Source organism: Metabacillus kandeliae, from assembly GCF_021166585.1.
Lineage (GTDB): Bacteria > Bacillota > Bacilli > Bacillales > Bacillaceae > Metabacillus_B > Metabacillus_B kandeliae.
This window is the reverse complement of the sequence record NZ_JAJOZE010000001.1, coordinates 524,991-546,155: the sequence shown is the minus strand read 5'-3', so window position 1 is coordinate 546,155 and position 21,165 is coordinate 524,991. Positions and strand designations below refer to the sequence as shown.

Sequence of the window (21,165 nt, the reverse complement as noted above, 5' to 3'; positions counted from 1 at the left end):
GGAAAAGAAAACAGCAAGCAAAGAAGGAAAGTCCTCCCCTTTGCCTGCTGCTCATGAAAACGTGCGATGCATCATTTTATTTCGGAAATAAGGAAAATTCATGGACAATCGGATAAACGCTGACCTCAGAAACTGCCGGCCAAGCAGCATGTTAAAGAGCCTGTAGCGATAACGGTAAGCAGCAGCAAATAAAAGAAGTATTATTAGGCTGCGAATCAGTTTTCCCATTCTCATCCCTCCTTCTTTTACTTTCTGCTTTTTTTATTATTTTTATCCCGTCTTCTTAAAAGAGGTCAACAAAACCAACTAATTTCTTGATAATGTGCCGGTTTTTCCACTTTGTCACAGCGAATTTGAAAAAGAATAATTTAATATAGAAAGGGGAACAAGCTCTCTAAAAGAATGGAGGGAAATAAATGAATTCCAGATCGGAGTCCAATGTGCAGGGAATTGACATTTCCAAGTGGCAGGGAAATATCGATTTCACAAAAGTAAAAGCAGCAGGCTATCAATTTGTATTTATCAAAGCCACAGAAGGTACTGCCATTAAAGACCCTAATTTAGAAAAGAATTATTCAGGAGCTAAAAAAGCAGGACTTGCCATCGGCTTTTATCACTTTAGCCGCCCTGGCAACCCGCCGCTGCAAGAAGCAGAGTGGTTTCTGCAAGCCATTGCAGACAAGCCCTCTGAGTTGCCGCATGTCCTCGATATTGAAGTTAATGCCGGACTTTCCAAAAATCAGGTATCCTCCTTCGCCAAAGTTTGGCTGCAGCAGATAGAGAAAAGCACCCGAAAGAAACCGATGGTGTATACTTCAACTTCTTTTGCAAACAGTTATTTATCGAAAGAATCGGCCAGTTACCCGCTTTGGATTGCGCACTACGGAAGAAAGACTCCCGGAGAAAACGGTATTTGGGATAAGTGGCAGTGCTTTCAATATTCACAAAATGGCAAAGTGCCGGGAATAGACGGAGATGTCGACTTGGATGAAATGGCTCGGGCATTTTATGAGGCCCAGACGAAAAAGCAGGAGGTGCCGCAAGTGCCAGAACCCCATCAAAATACAGAAGCAATCAAACGGGCAATTGATAAATTAAGAACTTATGGAATTGTCTCAAAGGATTATAAAGTGATGACTCCCTATCAGCAAACCATTCTTTCTGTGGCCTATAAGATCGTGCTGGCCATTGAAAAAGGGGATTTAAAAGAAAAGGAATAAACGATCAGCAGCTGCGGCTAACACAGCAGCAAGTAAAATGGATAGAAAATTAACCGCATCATTATTAAAGAAGCTGAAGCCTTTAACCAATTCGCCCTTAACTTCGCAGTGAATTTTTCTTTCTGTTTCTTTTCCGCAAACAGGGCACTGATATGCTGCCTGAATACTCCCGCCAAGAAAAGTGTCTGCCAAATTTCCTAAAAAACCGAAGAAAAGTACAAAAAAGAAAGCTCTGCCGTTTCCATAAATCATGCAGGCTGCAGCTGCAATTAGAGCAGCACCCGCGATCGCCGCAAACGTCCCTTGAAGTGATACAGCGCCTGACGTTCCTTTAGGAACTTTCTTTAATGAAAGAAGCATCCTTGGGGATCCTTTGCTAAGTGTTCCAATTTCAGATGCCCATGTATCAGAATTAGCCGCCGCAATAGAGACAAAAAATGCCATCAGCAGAAATGGCTCCTGCAGAAATAAATAAAAAACCGCAAGCACAGCAGGCACACCGCCATTCGCCATCACTTGAATGCTGTCCCGCCGGTCTCCTTTTTCCAGAAGCTTTTCTGCTTCTTTTTTATTTGCCGCTTTAAATTTACTCAGCAGGCTTGAGGTACCAAAGAAAATCCCCAATAACATAAGGCCTGAAAAGCCGAGTCCCGCAAAAATGCAGGCACCAACTGCGAAAGCAGCAAGTGCTCCTCCGGCTGTCAGCGATTTAACCCTGCAGCCAGCAAATGAAATCATCATGATTAACAATATCCCGCTGCTAAAATAGAGTACCATCGCTAGTAAGGATTACCTCCGACTCTGTTATAATTTTTTTTACAGGCAAATCAAAGCTTTCCTTAGGAATCTTTTCTCCCACCTGCATTTGAAGGGCAAGCGAAATACTTTCGCCTGAATAGTCAGACAGCCACCTGTCGTAGTATCCTCCTCCAAATCCAATCCTGTATCCTCTTTTGTCGAAAATCAATCCTGGGATCACGGCAAGGTCAATTTCATCTTTCCTGACAAGTTCTGTTTTTTCAGGTACAGGCTCCATCAGGCCAAAGTAGACGGTTTCAAGCTGTGAATAGGATGTTATGCTGTGAAAAATCATTTCCTTTGTTTTCGGAATGCATTTTGGAACAGCGACCCGCTTTCCCTGTTCCCACATTGCTCGAATTAATGGCTCTGTATCAATTTCTCTTCCGGCAGAGATGGTGATGCCGATGATCCTTGCCTCGTCCCATTCCCTCAAGCTCAATGTATTTGTATGTATTTGACGGCAGAGCTGTTTAAAATCTTCTTCATCAATCCTGCTCAGCTTCTCTTTCATTAGCTTTCGATATGCCTCTTTATTCAATGGAGTCCCTGCCTTTCTGACTTTTAGAATACCTGATTTCAGGCATAAAAAAAACAGCAGGAATGAATTCCTGCTGCTTATTTTGTTTCACGGTGTACAGTCATTTTTTTGTCTCTTGAGCAATATTTTTTGATTTCAAGACGGTCAGGGTTATTACGTTTGTTTTTCTTAGTAATATAGTTACGCTCGCCGCATTCTGTGCAAGCCAGTGTTAAGTTAACACGCATGATTTCTTTCCCTCCAAACTCTTAAATCGTAATTTATAATCAGACTTTAATATCATATCATTAAAAAGAAAGAAATTCCACTTAAATTTTCATTTTATTCAGTGCCGTTTCTATTTAAGCTGAATAGACAACTTGGAGCTCTTAACTATTCACAGCATCTTGCTGTAAATGCTGTACATTTCCCCTGCTGCCCTCCCCCATGTATAGTGCAAGCTTTCTTTAAGTGCTGCCGCGGCCAGTTTTTCCCGGAGTGCAGTATCCTGTAAGAGCTGTTCCATCCCGGCTACAAGGCCGGCTTCATCACCGCCTTCGAACAGTAAACCTGTTTCCTGATGAATGATCAGTTCCTCAAGCCCTCCTGCAGATGATGAGAGAACAGATTTTCCTCTCCCCATGCATTCCAGTGCCGAAAGGCCAAAAGGCTCGTACAGGCTTGGTATAACGCAAATATGAGCCGCATCAACGGTCCTGATCAGTGCTTCTCCTTCTAAAAATCCTGGAAGCAGCAGTTTTTCTGAAACGCCGAGTTCTTTAGCCTGCTGCATGTATTCATCTTTTAGCGGTCCTTCTCCTGCAAGCAATAGCCTGATGCCCGGATAATTTACATGGATAGAAGAAAAAGCTTTTATTAAATCTCCAAACCCTTTTTCCTTAACAAATCTTCCCATCGCGAATACATATCCGCCGTCCTCTGTTTTGTTTTGACCAAAAGCGCTCCATGCATTTCCGCTTCTGATCACAGCCGCATTTTGCACTCCAAATTCATGCTGGACCGTTCTTTTCATGTATTCGCTGCAAACAATAATTTGTTCAGCTTTCTTTGCCAGATCTGATTCAATGGAAGCTATGGCATGCTCCTGTTCAGAAAGCAGCATTTCTTTCCTTCCTTTTTCTGTTGCATGAAAGGAAGCAATCAGCGGGACTTTTGCCAGCTCTTTTAAGGCTATTCCAGCGGGAGCGGCAAGCCAGTCGTGCACATGGATTAAATCAAAGTCCAGGCCCTCTTTTAAGACACTTTCACAGCTGGCAAAGTTAAACTGCATCACCCAATCCATCAGATTTTCCGGTGTCCCGGCAATGGCGGGACGGCTGACAGCTAAGTTTCCCATCACTTCTTTTGCTTCGCATTCTGGATGAGGGGCTGTCAGCAAAGATAATGCGCTGAGCTTTTGAGCAAGCGGGGAGACAAGCCCCTGCATGTACCTTCCGAGGCCGCCATGAATGACAGGGGGATATTCGGAAGAGATCATCAACACTTTCATATTGGCTATTCCTCTCCCTTATAATCGGTATAGGCAGAAAAAAAGTGTTTCCAGTCCTTCTCTTTCTTTGGTTTGTTCCATGTGTAGGATTTATCAGCCATTTTAGCTGAAAAAGAATGAATAGTATCAGATTCAGCTAAACAAACCCTTTTGTTTTGAGAGTTGAAGATTAAAAGCTCAGCTTTCAAAATACTATGGCTGGTGCGTCTTTTATGAAAAAGCTCCCCGCTTAATTCAGTAACCCGATAGTCAAAGCAGACTTGCTCCTCCCCGCTGCCATGATAGATTCTTAAAACTTTATACAGTGATTCAAACGGCTCACGCAGCAAATGCGGGCATATCAGGGCTGAGAGCTGGCTTATATTAAATTTCACTTTTACAATTCCTATTGCAGGAAAAAGCTTTGCCGCATCCCCTGAAACTGCCGCAGATTCTCGTATATTTGTATAGTGGTTTACAGGCTTATTCTGTTCAGACATCTGTTCCTCCACCTGCTTTTGCTTATTCTGTTTTTAACTTCTTTTCTTAAAAGGATTAATTTCTTCGACAAATTGTGATATAACTGTATAATGAAAACTTTGTAAGAAGGTGAATTTCATGGTAACCGTTCTAATCATTTTGCTGGCTATTGCGATTATTCTGCTGGCCGCTTCATTTTTCCAGCGCGATAAGGTCAAGGAGCTGGAACAGGAATTTGAACACCTTCAGCTCTCTGCTATGCAGGAAATTTATAAGCTGAAGAAGAAAATGCGCATTCTGGAAGAAGAGCTTCTCCAAAATGATCCGCAATTCCCCCGTAACTCAAGTAAAGATGAAACAATAGATCCCCAGCTTGTGAAAAAGGTTATGGCAAAATACCAAAACGGGATGTCTTTCGAAGCCATTGCTCAATCTGAGAACCTTTCTTTGTTTGAAGCCAAAACCATTGTAAAAAACAATGAGAGGGTGCTGACATGAGCAAAAATATTCTCAGAGCCTTTTCTGCCGGAATCATTCTCAGCTCAGGCATACTTGCCGCTGCGTATTTCATGACAGAGCCGAAAGAAACGACAAAAGCAGTCACAGCTTCCGTTACAGACCAGGATGTTCAAAATCATCTGTCTGCAAAAGACCAAATTGCCGTTCCAAGAAAAGATTATGAAAAACTGATTGCTTTAAAAGAATCTGCTGTTGCCAAAAGCGGTGAAGCAGCGCCAAAACCGGCTGAAGCAAAGCCAGCTGCTGCCAAGCCCTTTTCTCTGACGATTCAAGACGGCATGAGTACCGGAGACATAGCAAAAGTACTTGAACAGGCAGGGATGGTGAGTTCTGCCAGAGACTATGCCACCTATCTGGCCGATACCGGCAATCAAACAAAGGTCCGTGCTGGGACTTTCAGGCTTAAGCAAGGCATGAGCTTCAAACAGATCACAAGAGTGCTTGTTAAATAAGAAAAGCGCTAAAGATAAAATAAAATCCGCTTATAATCAGCGGATTTTATTTTTTTGGCTCTTTTGTATTCGGCAGTTGATTTCGGTTGCAGGCTTCAGCTTTCTGCGGGACGGGCGCCTTAGCCCCTGTAGGGTCTCACCTGTCCCGCTTCTCCCGCCTGTCACTCCAATCAACAGGTGCAAAAAAAATCGCCTTTTTTTTAAGTATTTAAATCATAATGGCGTCCTTTTACTAGGTAAAATACTCCTTCGGAAATGTTTGTCGCATGATCTCCGAATCTTTCTAAATAACGGCAAACTAACAGGAGCTGGGTAATCTGCTGCATTGATTCCCGCTTATCCTGTGTCAGCTCAAGCAACTCTTTAATAATATGGCCGTACAGGCTGTCTACTTGATCATCCATATCCGCTACCTTTTTAGCCAGAACGATATCTTCTTCGTTGTAAGCTTTCAAAGAGAGCGACAGCATTTGTGCACAGATTTCTGTCATCTGTTTAATATGTACAATCGGCTTAATCAGCTGCTCATCACCGATTCTTATCGTTGCTTTTGCTATGTTTACGGCGAAGTCAGCCATCCTTTCAAGCTCATTGGATATTTTAATGGCTACAATGATTCTTCTTAGATCTGTTGCAACCGGCTGCTGCTTCGCAATCAGCAAGATGGCGGTATCATTGATTTCTTCATCCAATACATCTACCGCTTTGTCTTCTTCAATAATTTCAAGCGCCCTGTCAATGTCCTGTCTTTCCAATGTATCAATTGCTTTAGAAAGAGCAATTTCAGTTAAGCTGCCAATTTCGATTAATTTGTCGCGCAAAGTATTAAGGTCTAGTTGGAATTTTTCGCGTCCTGGCATGTTTGCTCTCCTCCTTTTATGTTTCTTTCTATTGTAAAGCATAATGACCAGTTAACATATACTAGTTTTCAAAAGATCAGGAAAAATATTCTTCCATGAGAAAATTCTATTGTTAATTTAATAAATCCCTATCATGCAGCTGGTTTTTCTGCTGAACAAAGTTAAAAAAACCGCATCGGATGCGGTCTTTTCTTTACCCAAATCGGCCTGTAATATAATCTTCGGTACGCTTGTCATCCGGATCCTGAAAAATTTTGTTTGTGTCAGAAAACTCAATGACTTCTCCATTCAGGAAGAAAGCTGTTTTATCCGAAATCCTTGCAGCCTGCTGCATGTTATGAGTGACGATCACAATGCTGTAATTCTTTTTCAGTTCCTGAACCAATTCTTCTATTTTAAGCGTTGAAATAGGATCAAGGGCAGAAGTAGGCTCATCCATGAGGATGACATCCGGTTCAATTGCAAGGCAGCGGGCGATGCACAGACGCTGCTGCTGGCCGCCGGAAAGACCGTGGGCATTTTCCTTCAGCCTGTCTTTTACCTCATCCCAAATGGCTGCTTGCCTTAAGCTTTTTTCAACAATTTGATCCAATTCCTTTTTGTCTCGAAGACCATGTATTCTTGGACCGTAAGCAACATTCTCATAAATGGATTTCGGATACGGATTGGCTTTTTGAAAAACCATCCCTACCTGTGTACGCAGTTCCTCTACACGGTAGTGAGAATCAAAAATATTGTGCCCCCTGTATATGATTTTGCCTGTTGTACGGACACTTGGAATCAATTCAACCATCCGGTTGAGCGTTTTAATATAAGTGGATTTTCCGCAGCCTGAAGGTCCAATAATCGCCGTTACTTCATTTTCACAAACGTCCAGGTTAATCTCTTTCAGCGCCTGCTCTTTTCCATACCAGAGGTTCAGCCCCTCTGTTTTATAAACAACGCTTTTTTGACTGCTTTTTTCTGCTGGTTTAACTGCAGTTGCTTCCATGTAAATCCCCCTAGATTTATTAAATTAACCTGCATGCTGTAGCTCTATAGCTCCATCTGCGTCTCTATCTTGTACTCGATTGTCTTCCTCTTCCAGAATAAATAAATCTACTTTTCCGGAAAGCTGGTCAGCATAGGATTGAAGCAGCTTAATCCGCTCAAGCATTTGTGATAGTTCCAAATTTTGCTCTTCAATAGATTTCGATGTCTGGAGAGAGCCTGCTGAAAATTCCTGTGAAACAGCCGAGATGTTTTGAAACCCTGACATAATACTTTCACTTTGCTGGTGTATCCCCTGAAGGACACCGCTTGTTGTGGAGACATTATCCGCCATAGAATTCATTTCATCGTTAATCTGGCTGAATTTGTCTTCAGTCAGTTTGATCTGCTGCGTTCCTTTTTGCACTTCTTCATAGCCCTTCATCAATGACTTTGTCACTGTGCGGGAATTGGTTCTGATTTCTTTTGTAATCGCATTGATTTCGACCACTGACTGGCCGACCTGGCCCGCGAGCTTTCTGACTTCGTCTGCTACCACAGAAAATCCTCTGCCGGCACTTCCTGCTCTGGCTGCTTCGATCGCCGCATTTAAGGCAAGCAGGTTTGTCTGATCCGCAATGTCCTGAATAACCTCTGACAGCTTTGAAACCTTTAAAATATCCTTTTCAAGGCTTGCAAGCTCTTCATATGATTGTTTAATATCCTCATACATTTCATCCATGTGCTTAATGGACGTTTCCATTGCCTTGTTTCCTTCATCTGTCATCCGTTTAACCGCTGCTGAAGAATCCTCCAGCTCGCTTCCTTTGTTTGCTGCACTCTGAATATCCTGATTAAAATGCTCAAAGGATTCAAGTGCTGTACCAATATAGGATGCCTGCTCTTCCGTGCTTGAGGAAAGGTTCGTCATCGTTGCGGCCACTTCATTGCTCGTTTTGGATATTTCGCTGGAAGAATGAAGCAGTTCGTTTGATTGCCTATTCAAATCTGCCGAAACCATTGCTATTTCAGCTACAATCTCTTTAAGGCTTGCTGAAACATGGTTTACTGCATGAATTAAATGGCCAATTTCATCATTGCTGCTGTATTCAATTCTCTTGCTGCTCAGCCTTCCTTCTGCAACCTCTTTGGCAAGTGCCGCAGCATCGCGAAGCTTGCGCTTGATCCCTTGAATGACAAGGAGAAGAATCGTACCTCCTGATAGAGCAGAAACCAAAATGGCTCCGAGAAGAAGAATGGATGAAAACATGATGCCGCTTTTAACAGCTGCCTGTGACTCTTCACTTTCCTTAATGCTCGTTTCCCTTGCTTCATCAAGCACCTTTATATTCTGATCGCGAAGGTTTGAAATAGCTGCTCTGTCTTTTGTGTAAATCTCCTCGTCAAGACGCACAACAGATGGAGCTACTGAAGAAATAAAAAGCTGATCGATTTTCTGATTACTGCTTTTCAGCTGCTTCAGGTTCTTTTCAATAGAGCTTCCGCCAGAAGTTGATTCAAGCTCTTCCAAAAGCTCGTTCAATTCATTTCTGCTTTTTCTGTAATCCTTAATATCCTGATCTTTTTGAAATGTAATATAGTCCGCAATATGTATATCTTTCGCCCTGATTAAGGAACCCATTTGAGTGACAAGCACTGCCCTCTTGCTTTTCGTCTGCATATCGGCAGCGGTGCTGATGACATGATTTAAAAGAAAAACAACGATTAGAGCTGAAATGATAAAAAGACCGATAGCAATACTGAACGTTGTTAATATCTTTTTGCTGAATGAATATCTTTCCCAAATAGCTGACAGGTTTCCGAATCGCTGGCGAAATTTAATGTTTCTAAGCTGTTTAAACATGTGACCCTCCATATCATTCAAAAGACCTTGTGTTCTACATTCATATCTTAATTCAGACCGGGCTTCTTGTCTCATGATTTGGAGAAACTTAACATGAAATTTACAAATTAATGATTCAAATTACCTATGATTTCGGCAGTTTTTTGTGCATAACTACCTAACCAAAATATTTACAGGGAGTCTCGTATAGCAGCGGCTGTTCTCTCTGTTTGAATTCTCAATTCACTCAAGTTCAGACCTCCTTTCTCTAAAAAGATTTAAAGCGTACTGGATGCTAGGATAATATGGTGAACTGACCCTAAAAAACATAAAAAAACCTCCCGCCTTTTGGCTGGAGGTTTTCGAATAATCTTATTATTAGCCGAATCTGCCAGAAATATAATCTTCTGTTCGCTGGTCAGTTGGTTTGGAAAAAATAATATCTGTTTCATTTATTTCAACCAGTTCTCCCATTAGGAAGAAAGCTGTTTTATCAGAAACGCGGGCTGCCTGCTGCATGTTATGAGTCACCATCACGATGGTATACTTTTTCTTCAGCTCCAGCACCAGCTCTTCAATTTTAAGAGTAGATATTGGATCAAGAGCAGAAGTAGGCTCGTCCATCAGCAAAACATTCGGCGTTGTAGCCAGTGCTCTTGCAATGCACAAGCGCTGCTGCTGGCCGCCTGAGAGACCCATAGCACTTGTTTGAAGACGGTCTTTGACCTCTTCCCACAGCGCAACGTCTTTTAAAGACTTCTCAACAAGTTCATCAAGCTTTTTCTTATTTTTAATCCCATGGATTCTCGGGCCATAGGCTACATTATCATAAATGGATTGAGGAAATGGATTTCCTTTTTGGAACACCATTCCAACATTTTTTCTTAACTCAACAAGGTCAAGCTTTGAGCTCAAAATATTTTTATCCTGATAATTAATTTCGCCTGACATGCGCACACCAGGAACCATATTGATCATCAGGTTCAGTGTTTTAATGTAAGTAGATTTACCGCACCCTGAAGGGCCGATAATAGCTGTTACTTCATTCTTATATATTGAAAAATTAAGGTTTTTTAACGCATGGTTGTCACCATACCATAAATTCAAGTCTTTCATTTGAAAAACTTCATTTGTTTTTACAGCGGTCGTCACGAAGGTACTCCCCCTTATCCAAATCTTCCCGTAATGTATTCTTCTGTCCGTTTCTCATTCGGGTTTGTAAAGATTTTTTCTGTGTTATCATACTCAATCAGGTCGCCATTCAGGAAGAACGCTGTCTTATCTGAAATACGGGAAGCCTGCTGCATATTATGCGTTACGATTACAATAGAAAACTCTTTTTTCAGATCAATGATTAAATCCTCAATTTTACTATTGGAAATCGGATCAAGTGCTGAAGCAGGCTCGTCCAGCAATAGAACTGTCGGCTTCATTGCAATAGTCCGGGCGATGCATAGACGCTGCTGCTGTCCTCCGGATAGAGACAGCGCAGAAGAGTGCAGCCTGTCTTTCACTTCCGTCCAAAGGGCCGCCTTTGTCAGGCTTTCTTCCACAATTTCATCTAATTCGGATTTTTTTCGGGTCCCGTTAAACCTGAGAGCATGTGTAATATTATTGTAAATTGATTTTGGAAAAGGATTCGGCTTCTGGAAGACCATGCCGATTTCCTTTCTTAAAGCGACCACATTAATGTTTTTATCCAGGATATTGATATCTTCATACATGATCTTTCCTTCACTCCGGGAACCAGGAATAAGATCATTCATCCTGTTAATGCTTCTAAGAAAAGTTGACTTTCCGCACCCTGAAGGGCCGATAAGAGCTGTTACAGCATTTTCGCCAATATCGAAAGAAACGCTGTTCACAGCACGTTTCTCCCCATAAAAAATGCTTAGATCATCTACTTTTAGGACAGCAGGCTTATTCGCCGAGTCGTCTCTTTTTTCTTTATTTTCTTTTAAAGCAATTGTTTGTGTAAACTGAGCCATCAGAGATCACCCCAACCTTCTTATTTAGTAGCTGTAAGCTTTTTATAGATCACACTGCCAAGCAAACGGGCCAGCAGATTAAAGATCAGTACACAAATGACAAGAACGGCAGCAGCAGCACCTGCCACTATCTCTGTATTCTGCAAAGTACTTTGTGTTTCTACAGCCCAAATATGAACAGAAAGTGTTTCAGCTGTTCTGAATGGATTTAACGGTGAATTATCGGAAAAAGGGTTCCAGTTTCCATAATCCACTCTAGATGTCACCTGTCCTGCAGTAAACAGCAGGGCAGCAGCTTCACCAAACACTCGTCCTGCAGCCAGTATCGCTCCAGTTATAATGGAAGGAATGGCAGCTGGAACGAGCACTGTTTTGATTGTATGCCATTTTGTCACACCAAGTGCAAGGCTTGCCTGCTTTTGATCGCCTGGTACATTACGGATCGCATCCTCTGTTACACGAACCATTACCGGCAGGTTGAAAATTGAAACCGCAAGCGCTCCCCCTATCAATGTATATCCCCAGCCTGTCAGCTGTACAAACACCAAAAGCCCGAAAACACCAATAACAATGGATGGAAGAGAAGCCAGAACTTCTATACAGGTTCTGACAATATCGGTTAGTCTGCCGGGACGGGCGTATTCCGCCATATAAATCCCGCCTCCTACTCCAAGCGGTATTGTTATGATCATCGTTAAAACTAGCATATAGAAGGAATTAAACAGCTGGTCGCGTATTCCGCCGCCGCTGCCGTATGTGGACGATGGTTTTGTAAGAAAGTTTTCAGGAAAAACACTTAGTCCTTTAAACAAAATATAACCGAGCAAACTAAACAATAATGCTACTATAATTACTGCTATAGCAACAAACACACCTGTCGCTATGCGGTCAGATAATTTACTGTTCATTAAATTTTCCTCCTAGCAGACAAGAAGCGGATAAACGCAATAAATATGAACGACATAATTAACAGGATTAATCCCATTGACCACATCAGGCTGTTGTCTACACTGCCTGATACCGTGTTTCCTATATTTTGCGTTAGGATTGATGTTAGAGTTGCGGAAGGTTCTGTGGGGCTTTTCGGAATGCTGGTCACGTTACCGATTACCATCTGAACCGCCAATGCTTCACCAAATGCGCGCGCCATTCCTAGAACAATCGCGGTCATTAACGTTGGTGCCGCAGCAGGAAGCAATACTTTTCTAATTGTCTGCCATCTTGTAGCTCCAAGGGCATAGCTGCCTTCTTTCAAACTTTTCGGCAATGAGCTCATGGCATCTGCTGCAATTGACGTTACTGTCGGCAGGATCATAACAGATAACACAATAAATCCTGCCAAAAGGCTGTAGCCATTTGAATTGGGGAAAGTATTCCCAATAAACGGAACCAATACTGTAAGACCTATGAATCCATAAACAACGGAAGGAATGCCTACCAGCAATTCCACAACCGGCTGCAAGATTTTCTTGCCCCAGGAAGGTGCGATCTCTGTCATAAAAATGGCAGCACCGATCCCTAGAGGTCCGGCAATTATTGCAGACAGAAATGTGACTGCAAATGAACCAAAAATAAATGGAAGCACTCCGTAGTGATCGTCCCCAAGGCTCCATTTTGTGCTGGTTAAGAATTCAATTGGGCTTACACCATTTACTAAAAATGACTGAAGCCCCTTCACCCCAAGGAAAATTGTAATGGCAACTGTCGCTGCAATCATAATCAGCGCTGCTGCTGTTACAAGAATTCTGCCGCGTACTTCATCCGATCTTCTATTCTCTCTACTGTAGATTAATCTCTCTTTAGCCGACTGCTGCAGCCTCTTTTCCATTAAGTACCACTCCCAATTACATCATAATAGGGTAAATGTCTTTCGACACTTACCCTATGTTTGATTGTAGCTTGCTGGTTATTACTTGTTTGTTACTTTGCCTTCTGCGTCACGTTCTACTTTCATCTTTGTAACAGCAAAGTAGCCTTGTTGAGGAACGATTTCGTTTTGAACTTTTTCGCTCATCATGTAGTCAAGGAAAGATTTAGTTACGCCAGTAGCTTCGCCTTTAGTGTAAACATGCTCGTAAGCCCATACTGGGAACTTGCCTGAAGTTACGTTTTCTTCGTCAGCTTTAACGCCATCGATAGAAAGTTGAGTTACTTTGTCATCAGTGAAGTAAGATGTTGCAAGGTAGCCGATAGCTCCGTCTGTTTGAGAGATGATCTTTTTAACTGTGTTGGAAGAATCCTCAGTGATGCCTTCAGCCGGCTTTTCGCCGTCAAGAGCAAATTTATCAAAAGTAGCGCGTGTACCGGAAGATTCTGGACGGTTTACAAGAGTGATTTTAAGGTCTTTGCCGCCAACTTCTTTCCAGTTCTTAACTTTGCCAGTGAATACTTTTTTAAGATCTTCTTTAGAAATATCAGTGATGCCTGCTTTAGGGTTTACAGCAGCTGTCATAGCTACAACAGCAACTTTATGGTCAGTCAGCTTGTCAGCTGGAATGCCGTCTTTTTCTTCAGCGAACACGTCAGAGTTACCCATGTTAACAGCGCCGTCAGCTACTTGGGAAAGTCCTGTACCAGAACCGCCGCCTTGAATTTGAATTTCAGCTTTTGAATTTTCATTCATGAATTCTTCAGCTGCTGCTTGTGCAAGTGGCTGAAGTGCAGTTGAACCGGAAGCTGTAGCTGTACCAGAAACTTCTTCAGTTTTAGTGTCGCCGCCAGCTTTGCCGCCGTCAGTTCCTTCTTCTTTCTTGTCTCCAGAGTTACCGCAAGCTGCTGCGAATACAAGCAGTGCTGCCATAACTAGGAATAGAGCTAAACTTTTTGCTTTCTTCATTGCTTAAATCCCCCTAAAAAATTTAATATTTCGGTGTTTGTCCTACGTATAACAGCATAACGGGCTAGTGTTAACCATACATTAATCAAATGTTAAGGTTTTGTAAATTTATGATACTTTATGTCGATATATCCCGCTGAAAATGCTCCCTTATTTAAAGGTTCTAATATTTTAGGCATGAATATAGTCTTTTATTCATTCGTCCTATCCAGCACTTTTTGCTCGATTTTATCCTGGTTTTTTGTTTCAAGATTTTCTTTTTCCTGTTTTTCCTTCAGTTCAAAATATTTATCCATGATTCTTCTGCCGATCATTTCGTTGATTGGGTGTGCATTTTTCGGCTTATCATATGCCCATGGCACAACAACAGAAAAGGCGATTTCAGGCTTATCGGCAGGTGCATAGCCAACGAGTGTCAGGTTATATACAGGAGTAAGAAATTTGCTTTTATCAGGACCGTCATAAAAAGCCTCGGCAGTGCCTGTCTTTCCTGCAGGATTGTAAACTGCCCCCATAAAATACGGATGCGCTGTCCCCCCTTTTTCCTGCATAACCTGGCGGAACCCTTCCTGGACTCTTTGAATTTGGCTTGGCTTCATATCCAATTTATTCAGTGTTTCAGGCTTTTCTGCCTGGGCCACAGACCCAAGCCCTTTTTTCGGATCCGGATACCTGATTTCTTTCACAAGCTGAGGCTTCATCCTGTTGCCTCCATTGCCGATGGTTGAGACGTACTGAGCCATCTGAAGGGGTGTATACGTGTCGAACTGGCCGATGGCTTCATCAAGCAGAAGGCCAGAAGTGGTAATCTTTCCTCTGTACCCCTTTGCTTCATTCGGAAGTCCAATTTCTGTCGGCACGCCGAGGCCGAACTCAGCAAAGCTGTCGCGAAAGGCAGTAAAGGCTTCTTTTCTTAATGGCAGCGGCTTATGTTTTTCATATTTTCCATGGCCCATTTTAATGGCTGTTTTGAACATGTAGACATTTGAGGAGCGCTTTAATGCGTCCAAGTCATTGACCATTCCCATATTCTCATGGGATTTTTTCGGTGCAGAACCCTTTATATACAGCGGTTCATCCATCTGGACAGTTCCGGGCTTGATTTCCCCTGATTTATAACCAGTGAGAACTGTTGCTCCTTTTACCGCTGACCCCATCGTATAGGAGGATGTCATCGCGCCGAGAGAAAAGTCGTTTAACACGGTTTTGCCTTTTTTATCTTTCCCATATTGCTTCCCCGCTATTGAGAGGACCTCCCCGTTCCTTGGATCCATCATGACGACAAACGCACGGTCCAGGAGAGCAGTACCATCATTTTGCTTTGCTTTTGCCAGTTCTTCTGAAATGATTTTCTCTACCTCTGCCTGAAGCTGCATATCAATCGTCAGAACAAGATCTTTTCCGTTCTGCCCTGGCTTTGTAATATCTGTATTAAGGATTCTTCCTTTTTTATCCGTTACATTTCTTCCTCTTGCCTTTTTTCCCTGAAGGTACTCTTCATACTGATATTCAAGATAGCTTGTGCCGACTCTATCGTTCCGGCTATATCCTTTTTTTAGATAGTAGTCTTTTTTATCCTCTGGCAGCCCTTTGCTTGGCGAAGTAATATTTCCAAGCAGGGTTCTCAGCATATCCTGGTACGGATAATTTCTCTCCCAGTCAGCAGTAACATCTACACCCGGCATTCTGCTGAGATGTTCGCTTACATAGGCGAACTCTTCAGGAGTAAGATCTTTGTTTTTAATAATTTGAGGAGTGTTGACAAAACCACCGTCCATATCATGCTTGATTGCAGCTACTTCTAATTCAGAGGGTTTTAATTCTGAAAGGTCCTCTTTCGTCACCCTGCTTGTTTGAATTTCATACAATTTTGCCTGATCGATTACTCCATCTTCCTCTTTTTTTAAATCTGCTTTAGTCAGCTTCTTTTCAGCTTTATCAGGCCTTGTTAAAATCCAGTAATCTTTCATGTCCCGTTCAGTCAGGCTGCTTGTATCCTTTTTAATCATGGCAGCAAGCTCTTTTGCAACCTTCAGCCTGTCCTCCTGTGTTGCAGCATCAGAACGCGTGTATGTAATGGCATTCAGCGATTTATTGTCTACTACAGGGTTAAAATTCCGGTCAAACATTTTCCCTCTTGGCACAGTGGTGCTGATTTTTACTTCTTCCTTTTCACGCACAGCTTTTTCAAAGGATGTGCCATTTACGATCTGAAGTACGCCAAGCCTGAGAATGACGCCGGTAAAAACAAGGAAAATCAGCAGGAACAGCATATTTAGCCGTGTTGGCAAACGTTTTTTTTGATTTTTTTCTGTCAGCTTATCTTGCCTTTTTTCCATTCTTTTCACCCTTTTTCTGGAATGTCAGCCTCTCAGCCGTATTAAAAACAATAAAAAAAACACCATCACATGGTGTTCTTTCATTGTACGGGTGCAAAACGGATAATTCTAGAATTCTGAAGGTTTTGTTACCCAATTGTTATGTTGCATTATCACCGTCGAGAAGACTGGAATCAGGCATGGCGGGCTTGTTTTCCCTTTCATCCGTTTTTTCCTTCAGGTGTATCTTTCTGATGCACGGATAGATGAGCGCATGGCCTGCCCCAACGATGGCAAGCAGGATTGGAATGCTTTTGCCTTGAGCAAAAAATGTAACAGCACCTAGAAAAAGGAGAAGAGAAACAATCCTGCCTGCATTTAGAAACAGTTCTCTGACAACGATGTACTCAATTCTCGCTTCAGCAGCATTCCACGATGTCCCTATGACATCATAAGTCAGGGAAACGTAAGGTACGAGCAAAAGCGGATAGGCAACAGCGATGCATACGGCGTAAAGCAGAAGACTTTGAAAACTCATGTTGAAAAGCAGCAGAAACAAGGAAAGGTAAAGAATCAGTCCGCCTGCAAGAATTGATTTTTTCCTTATTTTCTTTTTGATCAGCCTTGAAACAAAATAATAGGCAATAAAGGCAATCCCGGAATTCACAAGCCCGAACGTACCAAGTGCCAGCTCGCTTCCAGTGGCGATGAAAACAAAGACCCCTATGATAAATGCGAATGTCCCCTCTCTTAACCCCTGGAAAAAGTGAGCATTTGTAATGGCTCTCCAATTCTCATTATGCTGCCGTTCCGAAAAGACTCTTTTGAGCATATACCTGCCATGTGCCGGCCTGCGCTTTAAAAAAAGACTAAGCAAAACTGCGGATGCGAAGAGACAGAATGAAAGCCCGAAAATAAGCCTGTAGCCAGTATCGCTGATAAATCTGGAAATGACGGCTCCGGCAGCGATCGGTCCGATTGCCCCAGCCGAAGATGTTAAAATACCAAGAAATCCATTGAAAAAGTCTCTAGTCTCCGGTTCAGTTATTTCAAAAGTGAGCACGTTGAAGGCCAGCCAGTAAAAACCATAACCGACTCCAAGAAGTGCGCCAAGCAAAAATAAATAACTGCTGGCATTCTCACCAATCCACAAAACAAAAATGTAAAAAATAGAAAGAAACAAAACGCCGAGCCTGAGCACCGTTACTCTGTCAATTTTTTTAGCAGTCCATCCTGCGAGAATAAAGGTCAAAGGCTGAAAAATGACAACTGCCAGATTGTAAATGCCAAGGTCTCTAAATTCTCCTGTCTGCTTCCATAAAAAGACGTTCACAAACGTGTTGGATAATGAAATGCTTAGGGAATAGAGTCCTCCTATGATGAGCAGAAATACCAGATCCCGGTTGATTTCAATATCCCCGATCACCTTCTGAAACTTTGCCATATAAAAACTCCCTTTCTCTAGGTGTTAGTGTTCCTAGAGAGTAGGGAGATATGTAAAAAATTTTGATCTTATAAATAAAGACAGAGCAGCCAGGGGCCGCTCTGTCTTTATGATTTATTTTGCAGCTGAATAGCGTTTTGACACTTCATCCCAGTTTACTACATTCCAGAATGCTGAAATATAGTCAGGACGGCGGTTTTGATAGTTCAAGTAGTATGCATGCTCCCAAACATCAAGACCAAGTACAGGTGTTTTGCCTTCCATGATAGGAGAATCCTGGTTTGGAGTGCTTGTTACTTCTAATTCGCCATTATTCACAACAAGCCATGCCCAGCCTGAGCCGAAGCGTCCCTTTGCTGCATTAGCGAATTCTTCTTTGAATTGATCCAGGCTGCCGAATTTGCTGCTGATTGCATCAGCCAGCTCGCCGCTTGGCTCTCCGCCGCCGTTTGGAGAAAGGATTTGCCAGAAGAAAGTGTGGTTGGCATGTCCTCCGCCATTGTTGCGCACAGCAGTGCGGATTGTGTCAGGAACTGAGTTAAGATCTTTAATCAGTTCTTCTACGCTTTTGTTTTGAAGGTCATCATGGCCTTCCAATGCACCATTCAAGTTTGTTACATAAGTGTTATGGTGCTTCGTGTGGTGAATGTTCATTGTTTCTTTGTCGATATGCGGTTCAAGTGCATCATAACCGTATGGCAGTTCAGGCAGTGTATGAGCCATTTTAATTCCTCCTTGATATGTATTAGTTTTTAAACCGATAAACGCTGTTTATCGAATACTCCAACTTCAGATTACCAAATACAGCTCGTTCTTTCAAAGAATATGCATAAAAATATACGCTTTCCTTTTCAGAAAAGATAACGTTATCATTTCCAGCAAGCTTCTTTAGCATGCTTTTCACGTTTTAATGAAAGGCTCTGTTAAATTAGCCTGTTGATTGCAGTACTCAGGCGTCCGCTTTACGCGGCGCGGGCGCCTGAGCCTCCTCGCCGGTTCGCGCCTGCTTAGGTCTCACCTGTCCCGCTGCTTTCGCAGGAGGCTCCCGCCTGGAACGCAGATCAACAGGTGCTCAAAAATCAGCATTTTCTTTAACATAGCATAATAAAAAAACAGCCGCATAAAAGAACAGCTGCGGCTGTTTTCCAATTTTCACAAAACAACAAACAAAAAATAAATGATCATGATCAGCTGGATAACAGCTTTTGCAAAAACGCTTGAAATAAAACCTATCAGCGAGCCTATTCCTACCTTTATGGAAGTTGCCAGGTCTTTGCGGTGAACAATCAGCTCAGCCAAAACAGCTCCAACGAACGGGCCGATAATAATACCGGCTAGAGGAATGATAAAGGGACCGGCAATCAGTCCGATTGTGCTTCCCCATACAGCTGCCCTGCTCCCTCCGACCCGCTTGATGCCTATTAAATTTGTTAAATAATCTGCTGCGAAGAGAACTGCCGTGAAAATACCTTCCACGATCCAAAAAGTATACCCAAGTTGCTTAAAGCCAAAAAACAAGCCGTAAAGGACAAATCCGCCGACAATAAAAACCACACTGGGAATAATCGGGTACACCAGGCCTGCAAAGGCTATGAGAAACATAATGACAATAATCGTCCAAAAAAGAAAATCCATCTGCTGCCTCCTGTAAGCATGCTTTTGCTTACATTATAACTAAATCTCTTACTTTTTATTAGAATCGATAGCCCAGCACTGCCTCTGCAATATTTACCGCATGATCTCCGATCCGTTCGAGATTGCTGACAATATCCACATAAACGATGCCGGCCTGGCCGGTGCACGTTCCTTCATTAATCCTGATAATATGTTTTTTCCTTAAGTTCCGTTCCATGCTGTCAATCATTTCTTCCTGCTGCAGAACCCTGCTGGCAATTTTGGTGTCTTTGTCATCCAGCGCCAGAAGGGCATGCACTACTGCCTCTGAGGCCGCTTTAAACATCTGTTCCAGATCAAGCATCGCTTCCGGAGTTATTTTCACTTTGTTTGACAGCTGATAATCAACCAGCTCAATAATGTTTTCAAAATGGTCTCCTACCCGCTCGATGTCTCTGACTGTATTTAATAATATGGTATGTTCTTCCGATTCTCCTCTTGAAAGTTCGTTTCTGGCAATCATGACGAGGTAATCTGTTATTTTCCTATCCAGGTTATTGATGGCATCTTCTATTTGCAGTGCATTTTCTGCATGCTTCTGCTGATTCGTTTTTAAATATAAATTAGATTCCTTCAACCCGGCGGAAGCAAGTCTTCCCATTTTTAGGATCTCCTCTTTCGCCTGTCCAAGAGCAATAGCTGATGACTGTTCTATAAAGACCGGATCGAGGTGCTTTGTTTTATGCTCGGCAAGCGTATCACTGCCTGGAATGCACTTTGTCACAAACCATGCAAGCGCGCCAGCAAACGGAAGCTGCAGCAGGGTGTTGGTGATATTAAAAGCACCGTGCGCAAAAGCAATGGTGAGCTTTGGATCAAGTGAAAGATTCATTTCCACTGCCTGAATGAACGAAGTATAGAGCGGCAAAATTAATAGAAAAATAAATGCTCCTGCTAAATTGAATGTCACATGTGCAAGCGAAGCCCTTCTTGCCGAAACAGAAGCGCCGATTGAGGCAAGAACTGCAGTAATCGTTGTGCCTGCGTTATCTCCAAACAGGACAGGCAGAGCAGATTTTAAATCGATTAAATTTTGTGAAAACAGCTCCTGCAGAATACCGACAGATGCGCTGGAGCTTTGAACGATTACCGTTAACAGCGTTCCGGCCAATACGCCGAGAAGCGGATTATTTCCCATAACAGCTGCCAGCTGATCAGCATTATGGAGCCTCCCAAGCGGCTCTAGACCGAGTCCCATAAGCTCAAGACCGTAGAACAGCCCCCCAAACCCAAAGATAACCTGTCCTACATTTTGTACTTTTTTACTTTTAAAGAAGAAAAGCATTACAGCACCTGCTGCAAGAATCGGCAAAGAATATTCCGATACTTTAATGCCTATTATGAACGCTGTTACTGTTGTACCGATATTCGCGCCAAGAATAATTCCGATTGATTGTCTTAACGACAAAAAACCTGCAGACACCAGGCTGATTACCAGGACCACTGTGCCGCTGCTTGACTGAATCAGCACTGTAAATACAATTCCGGTAAGCACGCCATACAGCGGGCTTGATGTATATTTATCAAGGCTTTCACGAAGCCTGTCACCTGCAGCGCGCTGAAGAGCAACACCCATATATTTTATACCGAATAGAAAGATACCCAATCCGCCTATAAATTGAAATATCATTTCTTGGATATTGATGCTCAACCTGTTCAGCCCCTTTAAGCATAACTCTCTCTTTCATATATAAACCATAAGTCCTCCCCAATTATTAACCATGCCCATATTTTTTGTAAAGTTTTTTCTTTACT

At 42.5% G+C, this 21,165-nt stretch carries 22 protein-coding genes; 3 read left to right on the top strand and 19 right to left on the bottom strand.

Going from position 1 to position 21,165, the window contains the following annotated elements; translation table 11 throughout:
• Positions 1 to 51 precede the first annotated feature (51 nt).
• Complete coding sequence (locus LRR81_RS02630; protein WP_231787737.1) at positions 52 to 228, bottom strand: sodium:proton antiporter; 177 nt, start codon at positions 226 to 228, stop codon at positions 52 to 54.
• Between the two features lie 188 nt (positions 229 to 416).
• Here LRR81_RS02630 and LRR81_RS02625 point away from each other — a divergent pair, with 188 nt between their 5' ends.
• Positions 417 to 1,220 carry a glycoside hydrolase family 25 protein gene (locus LRR81_RS02625; protein WP_231787736.1) on the top strand — a complete coding sequence of 268 codons (804 nt, stop codon included), beginning with the start codon at positions 417 to 419 and terminating at the stop codon, positions 1,218 to 1,220.
• Here the strand turns inward: LRR81_RS02625 and LRR81_RS02620 are convergent.
• The 5 genes from LRR81_RS02620 to LRR81_RS02600 all read right to left on the bottom strand — a co-directional run bounded on the left by LRR81_RS02620 (position 1,203) and on the right by LRR81_RS02600 (position 4,527).
• Positions 1,203 to 1,961, bottom strand: coding sequence for a DUF92 domain-containing protein (locus LRR81_RS02620; protein ID WP_231787735.1), 759 nt, complete (start codon positions 1,959 to 1,961; stop codon positions 1,203 to 1,205). The two genes, LRR81_RS02625 and LRR81_RS02620, sit on opposite strands and share 18 nt — an antisense overlap.
• A 19-nt stretch (positions 1,962 to 1,980) precedes the next feature.
• A complete protein-coding gene (locus tag LRR81_RS02615; RefSeq protein WP_231787734.1) occupies positions 1,981 to 2,559 on the bottom strand; it encodes a 5-formyltetrahydrofolate cyclo-ligase in 579 nt (192 codons plus the stop codon).
• Between the two features lie 77 nt (positions 2,560 to 2,636).
• Complete coding sequence (gene rpmG, locus LRR81_RS02610; RefSeq protein ID WP_231787733.1) at positions 2,637 to 2,786, bottom strand: 50S ribosomal protein L33; 150 nt, start codon at positions 2,784 to 2,786, stop codon at positions 2,637 to 2,639.
• A 149-nt stretch (positions 2,787 to 2,935) separates the two neighbouring features.
• Positions 2,936 to 4,048, bottom strand: coding sequence for a glycosyltransferase family 4 protein (locus LRR81_RS02605; RefSeq protein ID WP_231787732.1), 1,113 nt, complete (start codon positions 4,046 to 4,048; stop codon positions 2,936 to 2,938).
• A gap of 5 nt (positions 4,049 to 4,053) precedes the next feature.
• Positions 4,054 to 4,527: a hypothetical protein gene (locus LRR81_RS02600; protein ID WP_231787731.1), complete on the bottom strand. Its 474-nt coding sequence runs from the start codon at positions 4,525 to 4,527 to the stop codon at positions 4,054 to 4,056.
• Between the two features lie 118 nt (positions 4,528 to 4,645).
• On the opposite strand from LRR81_RS02600, the gene LRR81_RS02595 reads away from it, so the two are divergent.
• Positions 4,646 to 5,005, top strand: coding sequence for a hypothetical protein (locus tag LRR81_RS02595; protein ID WP_231787730.1), 360 nt, complete (start codon positions 4,646 to 4,648; stop codon positions 5,003 to 5,005).
• A complete protein-coding gene (locus LRR81_RS02590) occupies positions 5,002 to 5,478 on the top strand; it encodes an endolytic transglycosylase MltG (RefSeq protein ID WP_231787729.1) in 477 nt (158 codons plus the stop codon). The genes LRR81_RS02595 and LRR81_RS02590 overlap by 4 nt, the downstream gene beginning before the upstream one ends.
• Positions 5,479 to 5,678: 200 nt before the next feature.
• On the opposite strand, the gene phoU is transcribed toward LRR81_RS02590, so the two are convergent.
• From phoU to LRR81_RS02525, 13 genes are all read right to left on the bottom strand, one after another.
• On the bottom strand, positions 5,679 to 6,338 hold the full coding sequence (gene phoU, locus LRR81_RS02585; protein WP_231787728.1) for a phosphate signaling complex protein PhoU: 660 nt from the start codon (positions 6,336 to 6,338) through the stop codon (positions 5,679 to 5,681).
• A gap of 193 nt (positions 6,339 to 6,531) precedes the next feature.
• Positions 6,532 to 7,329, bottom strand: a complete 798-nt coding sequence (gene pstB, locus LRR81_RS02580) for a phosphate ABC transporter ATP-binding protein PstB (RefSeq protein WP_231787727.1) — start codon at positions 7,327 to 7,329, stop codon at positions 6,532 to 6,534.
• Between the two features lie 24 nt (positions 7,330 to 7,353).
• Positions 7,354 to 9,171 carry a methyl-accepting chemotaxis protein gene (locus LRR81_RS02575; RefSeq protein WP_231787726.1) on the bottom strand — a complete coding sequence of 606 codons (1,818 nt, stop codon included), beginning with the start codon at positions 9,169 to 9,171 and terminating at the stop codon, positions 7,354 to 7,356.
• A 357-nt stretch (positions 9,172 to 9,528) separates the two neighbouring features.
• Entirely contained in the window at positions 9,529 to 10,266 is a 738-nt protein-coding gene (gene pstB / locus LRR81_RS02570; RefSeq protein WP_231788594.1) for a phosphate ABC transporter ATP-binding protein PstB, read from the bottom strand.
• Positions 10,267 to 10,316: 50 nt separating this feature from the next.
• A complete protein-coding gene (gene pstB, locus LRR81_RS02565) occupies positions 10,317 to 11,138 on the bottom strand; it encodes a phosphate ABC transporter ATP-binding protein PstB (RefSeq protein ID WP_231787725.1) in 822 nt (273 codons plus the stop codon).
• A gap of 20 nt (positions 11,139 to 11,158) precedes the next feature.
• Positions 11,159 to 12,046, bottom strand: a complete 888-nt coding sequence (pstA, locus tag LRR81_RS02560) for a phosphate ABC transporter permease PstA (protein ID WP_231787724.1) — start codon at positions 12,044 to 12,046, stop codon at positions 11,159 to 11,161.
• On the bottom strand, positions 12,046 to 12,966 hold the full coding sequence (gene pstC / locus LRR81_RS02555; RefSeq protein ID WP_231787723.1) for a phosphate ABC transporter permease subunit PstC: 921 nt from the start codon (positions 12,964 to 12,966) through the stop codon (positions 12,046 to 12,048). The genes pstA and pstC overlap by 1 nt, the downstream gene beginning before the upstream one ends.
• Before the next feature lie 81 nt (positions 12,967 to 13,047).
• Complete coding sequence (locus LRR81_RS02550; RefSeq protein WP_231787722.1) at positions 13,048 to 13,974, bottom strand: phosphate ABC transporter substrate-binding protein; 927 nt, start codon at positions 13,972 to 13,974, stop codon at positions 13,048 to 13,050.
• A 191-nt stretch (positions 13,975 to 14,165) separates the two neighbouring features.
• Positions 14,166 to 16,313, bottom strand: coding sequence for a peptidoglycan D,D-transpeptidase FtsI family protein (locus tag LRR81_RS02545; protein WP_231787721.1), 2,148 nt, complete (start codon positions 16,311 to 16,313; stop codon positions 14,166 to 14,168).
• Positions 16,314 to 16,452: 139 nt separating this feature from the next.
• Positions 16,453 to 17,736: an MFS transporter gene (locus LRR81_RS02540; RefSeq protein WP_231787720.1), complete on the bottom strand. Its 1,284-nt coding sequence runs from the start codon at positions 17,734 to 17,736 to the stop codon at positions 16,453 to 16,455.
• Between the two features lie 114 nt (positions 17,737 to 17,850).
• Positions 17,851 to 18,459 (bottom strand): superoxide dismutase, encoded by a 609-nt coding sequence (gene sodA / locus LRR81_RS02535; protein WP_231787719.1) that lies wholly within the window; start codon positions 18,457 to 18,459, stop codon positions 17,851 to 17,853.
• Positions 18,460 to 18,888: 429 nt separating this feature from the next.
• Complete coding sequence (locus LRR81_RS02530) at positions 18,889 to 19,371, bottom strand: DUF456 domain-containing protein (RefSeq protein WP_231787718.1); 483 nt, start codon at positions 19,369 to 19,371, stop codon at positions 18,889 to 18,891.
• A 58-nt stretch (positions 19,372 to 19,429) separates the two neighbouring features.
• Positions 19,430 to 21,061 carry a Na/Pi cotransporter family protein gene (locus LRR81_RS02525; protein WP_231787717.1) on the bottom strand — a complete coding sequence of 544 codons (1,632 nt, stop codon included), beginning with the start codon at positions 21,059 to 21,061 and terminating at the stop codon, positions 19,430 to 19,432.
• Positions 21,062 to 21,165: the final 104 nt, after the last annotated feature.

What these genes read in the sequence shown, in the direction of transcription:
- rpmG (WP_231787733.1), bottom strand. Translation starts at nt 2,786, where the DNA reads ATGCGTGTTAACTTAACACTGGCTTGCACAGAATGCGGCGAGCGTAAC.
- LRR81_RS02630 (WP_231787737.1), bottom strand. Translation starts at nt 228, where the DNA reads ATGGGAAAACTGATTCGCAGCCTAATAATACTTCTTTTATTTGCTGCT.
- LRR81_RS02590 (WP_231787729.1), top strand. Translation starts at nt 5,002, where the DNA reads ATGAGCAAAAATATTCTCAGAGCCTTTTCTGCCGGAATCATTCTCAGC.
- LRR81_RS02620 (WP_231787735.1), bottom strand. Translation starts at nt 1,961, where the DNA reads ATGATGATTTCATTTGCTGGCTGCAGGGTTAAATCGCTGACAGCCGGA.
- pstB (WP_231787725.1), bottom strand. Translation starts at nt 11,138, where the DNA reads ATGGCTCAGTTTACACAAACAATTGCTTTAAAAGAAAATAAAGAAAAA.
- LRR81_RS02550 (WP_231787722.1), bottom strand. Translation starts at nt 13,974, where the DNA reads ATGAAGAAAGCAAAAAGTTTAGCTCTATTCCTAGTTATGGCAGCACTG.
- LRR81_RS02575 (WP_231787726.1), bottom strand. Translation starts at nt 9,171, where the DNA reads ATGTTTAAACAGCTTAGAAACATTAAATTTCGCCAGCGATTCGGAAAC.
- pstC (WP_231787723.1), bottom strand. Translation starts at nt 12,966, where the DNA reads ATGGAAAAGAGGCTGCAGCAGTCGGCTAAAGAGAGATTAATCTACAGT.
- pstB (WP_231787727.1), bottom strand. Translation starts at nt 7,329, where the DNA reads ATGGAAGCAACTGCAGTTAAACCAGCAGAAAAAAGCAGTCAAAAAAGC.
- LRR81_RS02625 (WP_231787736.1), top strand. Translation starts at nt 417, where the DNA reads ATGAATTCCAGATCGGAGTCCAATGTGCAGGGAATTGACATTTCCAAG.
- LRR81_RS02605 (WP_231787732.1), bottom strand. Translation starts at nt 4,048, where the DNA reads ATGAAAGTGTTGATGATCTCTTCCGAATATCCCCCTGTCATTCATGGC.
- LRR81_RS02600 (WP_231787731.1), bottom strand. Translation starts at nt 4,527, where the DNA reads ATGTCTGAACAGAATAAGCCTGTAAACCACTATACAAATATACGAGAA.
- phoU (WP_231787728.1), bottom strand. Translation starts at nt 6,338, where the DNA reads ATGCCAGGACGCGAAAAATTCCAACTAGACCTTAATACTTTGCGCGAC.
- LRR81_RS02540 (WP_231787720.1), bottom strand. Translation starts at nt 17,736, where the DNA reads ATGGCAAAGTTTCAGAAGGTGATCGGGGATATTGAAATCAACCGGGAT.
- pstA (WP_231787724.1), bottom strand. Translation starts at nt 12,046, where the DNA reads ATGAACAGTAAATTATCTGACCGCATAGCGACAGGTGTGTTTGTTGCT.
- LRR81_RS02530 (WP_231787718.1), bottom strand. Translation starts at nt 19,371, where the DNA reads ATGGATTTTCTTTTTTGGACGATTATTGTCATTATGTTTCTCATAGCC.
- LRR81_RS02545 (WP_231787721.1), bottom strand. Translation starts at nt 16,313, where the DNA reads ATGGAAAAAAGGCAAGATAAGCTGACAGAAAAAAATCAAAAAAAACGT.
- sodA (WP_231787719.1), bottom strand. Translation starts at nt 18,459, where the DNA reads ATGGCTCATACACTGCCTGAACTGCCATACGGTTATGATGCACTTGAA.
- LRR81_RS02595 (WP_231787730.1), top strand. Translation starts at nt 4,646, where the DNA reads ATGGTAACCGTTCTAATCATTTTGCTGGCTATTGCGATTATTCTGCTG.
- pstB (WP_231788594.1), bottom strand. Translation starts at nt 10,266, where the DNA reads ATGAAAGACTTGAATTTATGGTATGGTGACAACCATGCGTTAAAAAAC.